Source organism: Luteibacter sp., assembly GCF_051958795.1.
In the GTDB taxonomy this organism is placed as follows: domain Bacteria; phylum Pseudomonadota; class Gammaproteobacteria; order Xanthomonadales; family Rhodanobacteraceae; genus Luteibacter.
Map to the genome: position 1 here is coordinate 1 of NZ_JBQCFT010000136.1, position 10,647 is coordinate 10,647.

The following is a 10,647-nucleotide window of genomic DNA, read 5'->3' on the forward strand; positions in this document are numbered from 1 at the left end:
GCTTGCGCGCAATGCCAGGTTGCGGCCTGGCCCATCGCGCGCAAGCGCGCTCCCACAAACGGAGGCCGAATCGTCAGCCGCGTGGGCCGGGATCGCTGGTCGCGGGCTTGCCGTCCTCGTGGTGGCCTGCGTAGCGTCGCAGGTAGCGCGGTGCTTCCGGCGTCGTGACGGTCACGTCGTACCAGCCGCCGCTTCCGTTGAGGTCGAGAGCGACGGTTTCGGTGGCGCCCGCATCGATGTTGAGGTGGCGTGGTTCGTCGCCCGCGTACGCATTACCCACGCGACACCCCGTGCGGGTACCGCCCGTATTCGCCACGACAACTTCGATACGCCGTTCGCCGGGGACGCCGCGCACGATAACCTCGAGGGTATCGTCGGCGGCACCGCGCAAGGCGGCGTAATAGCCGTTGGGGCCGTGGATGCGGCGATCGTACGCATCGCCACGCGCGGCAAGCGGCCAGCCGTCTTCAATCGTATCGCCCGCCGCGGCGGCATAGCGTCGCGGCGGCGCGTCGCGGTCCAGGCCGTCGTATACGAGGAACGCCGCGCCGAGCGAGCCGGTATTGCTGAAAGCAATGTGGCTGCGCCCGTCCGCCAGCCGGTGCTGTACGGACCATGCGTAGCCGAGCGGCCGCGCGGGGCGCTGGCCTGGTTCCTGTACCGGCATGACCTGCTCGGCGGGGACCGCGATGGGTGCCTTCCCGGTCGAGCCTTTCGGGACGGCGATCGCCGGCACTTTCCCATCGTGCGCGCCCGCGAAATCGAAGCAGCTGGTGAGGTCACCACACACGGCGCGACGCCAGCTGCTGATGTTGGGCTCCTCGACACCGAAGCGCTTCTCGAGGAAGCGCAGTACCGACGTGTGATCGAAGGTCTCGCTGCATACCCAGCCGCCGCGGGTCCACGGCGAGACCACGATCATCGGCACGCGGTTGCCGAGTCCGACGACCTGCAGCCCCTTCGGATCGCTGCCGGGAACAATGGGACTCGAAATCCGCGGGTGGGCATCGAGATCCATGATCTCATCGCGCAACCCGTCGGCAAGCGTCGTGGAAACCACCCCACCCTCGCCATTCGCCAGCGGCGGTGCCGGGGGCACGACGTGGTCGAAGAAGCCGTCGTTCTCGTCATAGTTGAGGAACAGCACGGTACGACTCCACACCTTCGCGTTCGCCGTCAGCGCATCGAGCACGGCGCGGATATAGAACGCGCCATCAGCGGGAGAGGACGTCGGGTGCTCGCTGTACTTGTACGGCGCGACGATCCAGGTGACCTGCGGCAACCGGTCATGCACGACATCGTTGCGCAAGTCGCGCAGCGTATGCGTGGAGACACCGTTGCGGACCAGCGCACTGTGCGGGTCCGCGCCTTCCTGCACCTGGTAGGCCGCGAAGAACTCGAGCGAGTTATCCGTGTAGTTGTCGGTCGGCGACCCGGGCTCGCCGGTGCCACCCTGGTAAACGCGCCAGCTGATGCCCGCCTTCTCCAGGCGTTCCGGATACGTGGTCCAGGTGTAGCCGTTGGTGCTCGCGCGCTCCTCAGTGCCGGGACCATTGCCCTTCACTCCCAGGCGCCCGGCCGGATCCGACGTGCCACTCCAGAGGTAAATGCGGTTGATGGCCGTGTCGGCCAGTGCCGATGCGTGGTACGCGTCGCATACGGTGAACGCATCGGCCAGCGCGTAGTGGAATGCCGCGTCCTCCCGGCGCAGGTAGGCCATGGTGAGCACATCCTGCTTCTGTTCGATCCAGCGATCGTTGCGGCCGAGGTTCCACGCACCATGGCCCGTGCTCCAGCCATGGTCGGTGCCCTCATGGTGGTCACCGCTTGCGCGCGTATCCAGGTGGAACGGATAGACCCAGCCGACATCCGCACCGATACCGCGCGATTTCCAGAACTTCGTATGCGTCGCCGTCGTCGGCTGCTTCCACACGGGATCGCCGTTGCCCAGTTCAAGCACGCGCGGATCGTTGAAGCCGCGCACGCCACGCAGGCAGCCGAAGTAGTGATCGAACGAACGGTTCTCCTGCATCAGGATCACGACGTGGCCGATGTCGTTGATCGTGCCGGTACGCCGGTCGGGTGGCGTCGCCATGGCGCGCGCGATGCTGGCGGGGACGCCCTGAGCGATCAGCGACGCGGCGGCCGTGGCGGCAGCGCCCTGCAGGAACCGGCGGCGGTCGCTGGAGAACATCAGCCTATCCTTTCAGCGAAGCGATGAGCGCGGCGTGCAGCTCGGGCGTTGCCGCGGCGACCACGCGCCCGCCGCTCTGCAGGCCGAGCGCGCGGCCTTCCCAGTCGGTCATGACGCCGCCCGCCGCCTCGACCACTGGCGCGATCGCGAGATAGTCATACGGCATGAGGTTGGATTCGATCACGGCATCGATGTGGCCCGAGGCCAGCATGCCGTAACCGTAGCAATCGCCACCGAAGCGGCGCGCATGCGCCGCGCGGCTGGTGCGATCGAAGCTGGCCCATTCTTCCGCGGTGAACATGTCGGGGGTGGTCGTGTAGAGCGTCGCATCGGCCAGCGACTGGCAGCCGCTCGTGTGGCAAGGCACGCCGTTCATCGTCGTGCCGACCCCGACATGACCCACCCAGCGCTCATCCAGCACCGGCATGTCGAGGACACCCAGCACCGGTGATCCGCCGCGCAGCAACGCGATGAGCGTGCCCCACAGCGGCCAGCCCGAGATGAAGCTGCGCGTGCCGTCGATCGGGTCGATCGACCAGACGAACTCCGCGTCGACCCGGCTAGGGCCGTATTCCTCGCCGAGCAGGCCGTGTTCCGGCCACGCCTGTTCGATCCGCTCGCGCAGCATCGCCTCCACGCCGCGATCCACCGCGGTGACCGGGCTCATGTCGCGTTTGAGCGTCACATCGACGGGGCGACGGAAACGCGGCAGAGACAAAGCGCGTGCATTGTTGGCGATGCCCGTGGCAAACGCTTCGAACTCGGCCCGCTCGGCGGCGGACAGCGGTGCATGGACGGTCACTCGAGACTCCAAAAAGACATGCGCGGTCTAGCTTTCGCACGTTTCAGGTTAATGACGAAAACGGAAATTTTCCTGTGGACGTCGAGTCCACATGTTTGCAAATATACCCAAAACGCCACAAGGGTGGGTGATCTTTTCCACCCCGATGGTCGCGAGATGAACCCCTGGGGCCCTGCATGCGTCCAAGCCGCTACATCGCCAGCGTCGCCGCTTTGCTTGCCGTGTGCGTGTCCGCACGGGCCGGCACGCTGACGGTCTATTCGGCGCTGGAAAGCGACGAGATCGCTACGTACCTGGATGGCGCGAAGAAGGCCCTGCCCGACGTGGACATCCACGTGCTCCGCCTGTCCAGCGGCGACCTGGCGGCCCGCCTGCTCGCGGAATCCTCGGAACCACGCAACGACGTGGTCTGGGGCATGGCCGCCACCGACCTGCTGGATCCGCGCATCGCGGCACTCCTGCAACCGGTGCACAGCCCCGCCATAGACGCTTTGCCCGCCCGCTTCCGCGGCAGGGATGGCCGCTGGTTCGCTCCGACCGGTTACATGGCGGCCCTCTGCGTGAACCGTGAAGCGCTGGCCGAGCACGGGCTGCCGATGCCGCGCACGTGGCACGACCTCACGTCACCGGCCTACCGCGGGCAGATCGCCATGCCGGACCCCGCGTCCTCGGGTACGGGTTACATGGTGCTCTCGTCGCTCAGCGACGCAGGGCGCGATACGGACGGCATGCGCCTCGTGACCGATATCGCCGCCAACCTCGGCCAGGTGACCCTTTCTGGCTCCGCGCCATGCAAGCTCGCGCGGATCGGCGAGTTCCCCATCGGCGTGTCCTTCGCGTTTTCCGCCATGCAGTCGATCCGCCAGGGCTACCCGGTGACGATGGTGCTGCCCAGCGATGGCACCGGTTACGAGCTGGAAGGCTCCGGGCTTATGAAGGCCGCGACAAACGCGCGCGATGCGCAGCGTTTCCTCGACTGGACCGCCTCGCCCGCCGCCGCTGCGCTTTACCGCGGCTACAAGGAAAACGTCGCGGCACCGGGAAGCAAGCCGACGGAAGAACAACAACGCGCGGGGCTGCCGGCCGATGTGGTCGCCACCCTGCCCGCGCGGGATTTCGACGCCGCGGCGCGCGAGCGCGCGGCACTCATCGCACGTTTCAAGCAACTGACGCGCTGACGCGCCGGCTGCGGGGGAGTTTCGTTTCATGCATCTGCGCCTCGAAGAAATCAGCAAGGCCTGGGGCGGCCACACGGTCCTCGACCGCGTGTCGTTCAGCGCGGGCGCGAGCGATTTCGTCTGCCTGCTCGGCCCCAGCGGCTGCGGCAAGACCACGCTCCTGCGCATCGTGGCGGGCCTGACCGAGCCCGATGCGGGCCGGGTCGAACTGGCAGGCAAGGACATTACCCATGTGCCCGCGCGCGAACGCGGCATGGGCATCGTGTTCCAGTCGTACTCGCTTTTCCCCGACCTGACCGCCGCCGCCAACGTCGGCTATCCCATGCGGCTGCGCGGGATCCCGGCCAGCACCATCGCCACGCGCAGCACCGAGCTGCTGGCGAAGGTGGGCCTGGGTGGCTTCGGCGGCCGCTTCCCCGATGAGCTCTCAGGCGGCCAGCAGCAACGCGTCGCGCTGGCTCGCGCGCTTGCTGCGGAGCCGGCACTGCTGCTGCTCGATGAACCGCTCTCCGCGCTCGACCCGGCCATCCGCGCACAGCTGCGCGGCGAGATCCGTTCGCTGCAGCGCTCGCTCGGCATCCCGACGATCATGGTCACCCACGACCAGGACGAAGCCCTGGCCCTGGCCGACACCATCGTCTGCATGAAAGCCGGCCGGATCGAGCAGATCGGTTCGCCGCGTGACCTTTACGAACGCCCATCGTCGCGCTTCGTCGCCGACTTCATCGGGCACGCCAACCTGTTGCCCACCGCCTTCGTGCGCGAGGTGATGCCGGGCTTCCTCGAACGGCGCCCGCCGGGCGCGGATGCCACCTGGGAGCTGTGCCTGCGGCCGGAAGACATCGTGCTGGAAGCCGACCCGCGTGGCGACGCCGTCGTTTCCGATGTCACCTACCTCGGCAACCTCGCACGCGCCGGCCTTGCCTGGCGTGGTCAGCGCCTTGTCGCTGAACTGCACGGGCGCAACACGCTCACCCCGGGTGAAGCCGTGGCCGTCGATGCGATCCGCGGCGCGTGGGTGTGCACGTGAACGCCGTCGCAGTCCCCCACACGCCCGCACGCACGAGCCACCTGGCCTGGCTGCTGCTGGCGGTGCCGTGCGCCGGCCTGCTCGTATTCTTCCTGTATCCGCTGCTCAGCGTGGCCTGGCGCAGCGTGACCGACGCTGGCGGCGCGTTCACCCTCGCCAACTACGCTCGCCTGCTCGATGACCCGGGCCTCCCGCGCGCCGCCCTGCATAGCGTGGAAACCGGCCTGGTGACGACGCTGGCCACGGTAGCGTTCGGCCTGGGTATCGCGATGGCGTTGCACCGCTCGCGCCTGCCGGGCAAGGCGCTGATCCGCGCGACGCTGCTTCTGCCGATGCTCGCGCCGTCACTGGTCCTCGGCCTTGGCCTGGTGCTGTTGCTCGGCCGGAACGGCCTCGTGCACCGGCTCACCGGCCTGCCGACCGATATCTACGGTTTCCCGGGCCTGGTCATCGCCAATACGTTGTATGGCCTGCCCCAGGTCGTTCTGATCGTCTCCGCCGCGCTCGCGCGCACCCCAGCGCGCCACTACGACGCGGCCGCATCCATGGGCGCCACGCCGTGGCGCCAGTTCATCGATATCACGCTGCCACGGCTGCGCTTCGCTCTCCTCGCGGCTGCCTTCCTCGTCTTCACCGAAACGCTGACCGACTTCGGCAGCGCCGTGATCGTCGGTGGCAATTACCGCGTCCTCGCGATGGAGATCTACAGCGAGGTGGTCGGCCAGCTCGACTTCGCCATGGGCGCGACGCTCGGCATGGTACTGCTGCTCCCGGCGCTGCTCTCGGTGTGGCTGGGCCGCCTGGCGAAGCGCCGGCAGGACAGTGGTGACGGTGCACCCGGACGTGCGCTCACGCCGGCGCGGCATGCCGGCCGCGATGGTTTCCTCGCCATTGTCTCGCTCGTCGCACTGCTGCCGACCGTCGCGGTCGTCGCCACCGTGGCTTATGTGTCCTTCGTGAAACTGTGGCCGTACCAGCAGTCGCTCACGCTGGCGAACTACACCCGCATTAGCGAAGGCTTCGCTCCGGTCTGGACCTCACTGGCCATGTCGTTCATCGCGGCGGTTGCGGGGTGCGTGCTGGTCTTCGCCTTGTGCGCGGGCCTGCGCAAGGCACCGCCGGCGCTCGCGCGTCCGCTTCAGTTCATTGCTTCGCTGCCTGCCGCTGTCCCGGGCATGGTCGTCGGCCTGGGCTATGTCATGGCGTTCAACCATGGCCCCCTGTCGGGCTGGCTACACGGCAGCCTGATCATCATCGCCGCGTGCAGCCTGTACCACTACCACGCGCAGGCGTTCCTCACGATGCAGACCGGCATGCGCCAGGTGCCCGATGCGCTGGAGGACGCCGTGGCGGCATTCGGTGGCGGCACGCGCGAGGTACTGCGCGATGCGGTGCTCCCGTTCACCGCGCCCGCCGCGATCTCCACGTTTTTCTACCTGTTCATGCGTTCGATGGTGACGCTGTCCGGCGTCATCTTCCTCGTGACCGCCGACGTGGGCCTCGCCTCGGTCAGCGTGATGCGCCTGGATGAAAACGGCTTCCTGGCCCAGGCCGCCGCGTACGCCATGTGCGTCGTGGTGGCGGGTGCCCTCGCCCTCGGCGCCATGCGCCTGCTCTTGCACACACTCAAGGAACGACGCCATGTGGCATGAAGAACGACACACCCGCATCCGTGACCTGCTCCGCACCAGCGGCCAGGTTTCCGTGGAGCGGATCGTCACCGAGCTTGGTGTCTCGCGCGAGACCATCCGCCGCGACCTGGTCGAGCTGGCGGAGCGTGGCGAGATCCGCCGCGTGCATGGTGGCGCGGTGCTCACATCCGATGAGCCGCCGATCGATGTACGCCACGCCACGCGGGTGCGCGAGAAGCGCGCCATCGCGAAAGTCGTGGCCACCCTGGTCGAGAGCGGCCAGACGATCTTCATGGATGCGGGCAGCACCATGAACGTGGTGGCGGAGGCCCTCGCCACGCGCAGCGGCCTCACCATCATCACCAACGCCGTGGACGTGGCCTCGCGCTTCGCCGCGCGCGACGGCAACACCGTGCACCTGCTGGGCGGTCGTTTCGACGCCCAGATCGGCTGCACGAACGGCGCGACCACCGTGGCGGAGATCCACCGCTACCAGGCCCACCTCGCCATCCTCTCGCCGGTGGGCGTGGATGCGAACGCGGGCGCCAGCAGCTTCGAACTGGAGGAAGTGGAAGTCGCGCGTGCGATGTGCGCCAACGCACGCCGCGTGATCCTGGCCGCCGACCATTCAAAGGTCGGTGTCCGCAGCCGCGCCAGCTGGTGCGAACCCGAGCGCATCGACGTGCTCGTCACCGACCGCAAATCCGAGAAATCCCGCGCGTTCGCCGCCGTCCGCAAGGCGGTGCGCGAGGTCGCGCTCGCCTGATCCATTCACAAGATCGCGCCAGGAAGGCCGCTTCACGCCTGTTATTTCAATCGATTGAAACCTCACTGTCACAGACCCAGCCTTTCCGGAGCATCCCCATGAGTTCCCTCCCCGCACTACGCCGTACCTTGCTGTGCGCAGCGGTCGCCGCGACGTTCAGCGGCCTCGCCTATGGCCAGGCCACCACAGGCCGTATCACCGGCACCGCGCCCGCTACCGCCGGTGAAACCATCCTGATCGAAGGCAGCAACGGCCTCACCCGCGAGGTTGCCGTCGACGAACGCGGCCGCTACACCGCCGAGTCCCTGCCGCTGGCGACCTACAAGGTCACCCTCCGTGCCAACGGCCAGCCTGTCGATTCGCGCGACAACGTCACCCTGCGCGTCGGCGCGGCCACCGATGTCTCGTTCACGGCCGCCTCGTCGTCCAACGCGCAGGACCTCAGCGCCGTGACCGTCTCGGCCAGCGCGCTGCCGAAGATCGACGTCGCGACCGTCGCCTCGAGCACCGTCATTACCTCGGCAGACCTGGCCCGCCTGCCGCTGCAGCGCTCCGCCGAAGCGGTCGCCCTGCTCGCCCCGGGCGCATCGCCGGGCTACACCGGCTTCAAGGGCGCCTTCGGTGGCAGCACGGTGAGCTTCGCCGGCTCGTCGGTGACCGAGAACGCTTACTACATCAACGGCATGAACACGACCGATCCGCTCAGCGGCTTCGGTGGCGTGACCCTGCCCTACGGTGCGATCGACCAGCAGGAAATCCTGAGCGGCGGCTACTCGGCGATGTACGGCCGTTCGGATGGCGGCGTGATCAGCCAGGTCGGCAAGCGTGGCACCAACGAATGGCACTTCGGTGCGCAGGTGCTGTGGGAGCCGGACTTCGCGCGCGCCAGCGCCCGCAACATCACGTACGGCCACGACAACCCGGCGCCCCCGGGCACGATCAACCAGCGCAACGACCGTAACCACGAGTGGACCTCGACGATCAGCGCCTACGCCGGTGGCCCGCTGATCAAGGACAAGCTCTACGCCTTCGCCGCGGTGGAAATCGAGCGCAGCCAGGGCAACAGCGTCGGTGACGTGAACCACGCGTACGACACCAAGTACACGTACAAGGATCCGAAGTGGTACGGCAAGATCGACTGGAACATCAATGACAACAACATCCTCGAACTGACCGGCGTCAACCAGACCCACCGTTCCAACGGCAACAAGTACAACTACGACTACGACACCAACACCGTCGGCGACTACGCGAGCGAAGACTCGACGTACAAGACCAAGGCCATGGTCTACGTGGCGAAGTACACGAGCTACATCACCGACGACCTGACGCTCACGGCCCTGTACGGCAAGTCGAAGCTCACGTACTACAACGAGCCGCCGGATACCGGCATCGTGGGCCCGTTCATCGGCAACGTCAGCGGCCAGAACCCGGCACTGAACGGCGGGACGCCGATCACCAACGGCCAGACCCTGGATACCGTGGACAACCCGGACCACGAGTCGACCAACCGCAACCTGCGCGTCGACCTGAACTACAAGATCGGCACCCACTCGATCACCGCGGGTATCGACAACCAGGATTCGCACGATATCGATGACGGCACCACGATCGGTGGCGTTGGCTACGAGCTGTGGTACGCGAAGCAGGACCCGAACCTCAACATCAGCGACAGCCCGTTCGTGGGCAAGCCGGGCGATTACCCGGGCGGCCAGACCGGCTACTTCGGCTACTACCGCCACTACAACACGCTCGCCTCGGTGCGCGTGAAGCAGCGCGCGCAATACATCATGGATGACTGGCAGGTTACCGACCGCCTGATGCTCTCGCTCGGCATCCGCAACGACCAGTTCACCAACTACAACCCCGCCGGCCAGCCGTACCTCAAGCTGACCAAGCCGCAGTGGGCGCCGCGCCTGGGCTTCAGCTGGGACGTGAACGGCGATTCCACCATGAAGGTGTACGGCAACGCGGGCCGCTACTTCCTCGCCATGCCCGCCTCCGTGGCACTGCGCACCTCCGCCGGTTCGCTGGCCACCAACCAGTACTTCACCTATACGGGCATCGATGCCAGCGGCCTGCCGACCGGCGTGACGTTCATCCAGTCGGCCACCGGTGGCGCCGTTTCCCCGAACGGCGAATACGGCCAGCCGCCCGATCCCAAGACCGTCAGCTCGAAGAACATCAAGTCGGAGTACCAGGACGAGTTCATCCTGGGCGCGGACAAGCAGATCAATGCCGACTGGGTCGCGGGTGCCAAGGCGACGGTGCGCAAGCTGCGTAACGCGCTGGACGACGTCTGCGATAACGGCGCGATCAGCCGTGCAGCGATCGCCCAGGGTGCGGATATCGACGCGGTGACCGTCGGCAGCTGCTACCTCTCGAACCCGGGCCGCGCAAACGTGTATTCGCTGGTGAACGCGAACGGCGGTTACACCGACGTCACCGTGACCAACGCCGACTTCGGCTTCCCGCACCTCAAGCGCAACTACTACGGCCTCGACCTGTACCTGTCGCAGCCGTTCGATGGCGTGTGGTCGGGCAAGATCGATTACCTGTGGTCGCACAGCTACGGCAACACCGAAGGCCAGGTGCGTTCGGACGTCGGCCAGGGCTCGGTCGCCGCTTCACGTGACTGGGATTACGCCACGCTGATGAACTACGCGAATGGCGACCTGGGCAACGACCGCAAGCACCAGCTGAAGATCTACGGCTCCTACCAGATCGCACCGGAATGGCTGGTCTCGGCCAACATCCTGATCCAGTCGGGCCTGCCGAAGTCGTGCCTGGGCCGCTATGGCGCGAACGAAGGTGATCCGTCGGGCTACGGCAGCTACTACCACTTCTGCTTCGGCGTACCGTCGGCCTATGGCGCCAAGGGCCGCGAACCGTGGGAAGAGCTGGTCGACGTGAGCACCGAGTATCGTCCGCTCTGGGCCGACAAGAAGCTGGCCTTCACCGTGTCGGTGTTCAACATCCTCAACCAGCAGCGCTCGCAGCGGACCAACCCGGTCTCCGGCAGCACGAACTCGGTGAACGATGGCTA

General features: G+C 67.0%; 7 protein-coding genes. 5 read left to right on the forward strand and 2 right to left on the reverse strand.

All coding sequences use genetic code 11. The annotated features are described in order from the left end of the window. Positions 1-73 precede the first annotated feature (73 nt). Both ACTHLF_RS07605 and hisN read right to left on the reverse strand, forming a co-directional pair. Complete coding sequence (locus ACTHLF_RS07605; RefSeq protein ID WP_440326262.1) at positions 74-2,194, reverse strand: phosphocholine-specific phospholipase C; 2,121 nt, start codon at positions 2,192-2,194, stop codon at positions 74-76. A 4-nt stretch (positions 2,195-2,198) separates the two neighbouring features. Then, positions 2,199-2,996, reverse strand: a complete 798-nt coding sequence (hisN, locus tag ACTHLF_RS07610) for a histidinol-phosphatase (RefSeq protein WP_440326264.1) — start codon at positions 2,994-2,996, stop codon at positions 2,199-2,201. Between the two features lie 176 nt (positions 2,997-3,172). Here hisN and ACTHLF_RS07615 point away from each other — a divergent pair, with 176 nt between their 5' ends. The 5 genes from ACTHLF_RS07615 to ACTHLF_RS07635 form a co-directional block, all read left to right on the forward strand. Next, a complete protein-coding gene (locus tag ACTHLF_RS07615; protein WP_440326266.1) occupies positions 3,173-4,174 on the forward strand; it encodes an ABC transporter substrate-binding protein in 1,002 nt (333 codons plus the stop codon). Positions 4,175-4,202: 28 nt separating this feature from the next. Continuing rightward, complete coding sequence (locus tag ACTHLF_RS07620) at positions 4,203-5,204, forward strand: ABC transporter ATP-binding protein (RefSeq protein ID WP_440326268.1); 1,002 nt, start codon at positions 4,203-4,205, stop codon at positions 5,202-5,204. Further along, positions 5,201-6,856, forward strand: coding sequence for an ABC transporter permease subunit (locus ACTHLF_RS07625; protein ID WP_440326270.1), 1,656 nt, complete (start codon positions 5,201-5,203; stop codon positions 6,854-6,856). Before ACTHLF_RS07620 ends, ACTHLF_RS07625 begins: the two co-directional genes overlap by 4 nt. After that, positions 6,846-7,601, forward strand: coding sequence for a DeoR/GlpR family DNA-binding transcription regulator (locus tag ACTHLF_RS07630; RefSeq protein WP_440326272.1), 756 nt, complete (start codon positions 6,846-6,848; stop codon positions 7,599-7,601). Before ACTHLF_RS07625 ends, ACTHLF_RS07630 begins: the two co-directional genes overlap by 11 nt. A 98-nt stretch (positions 7,602-7,699) precedes the next feature. Then, positions 7,700-10,647 (forward strand): TonB-dependent receptor (locus ACTHLF_RS07635; RefSeq protein WP_440326274.1); only part of this gene is annotated, 2,948 nt, incomplete at its 3' end.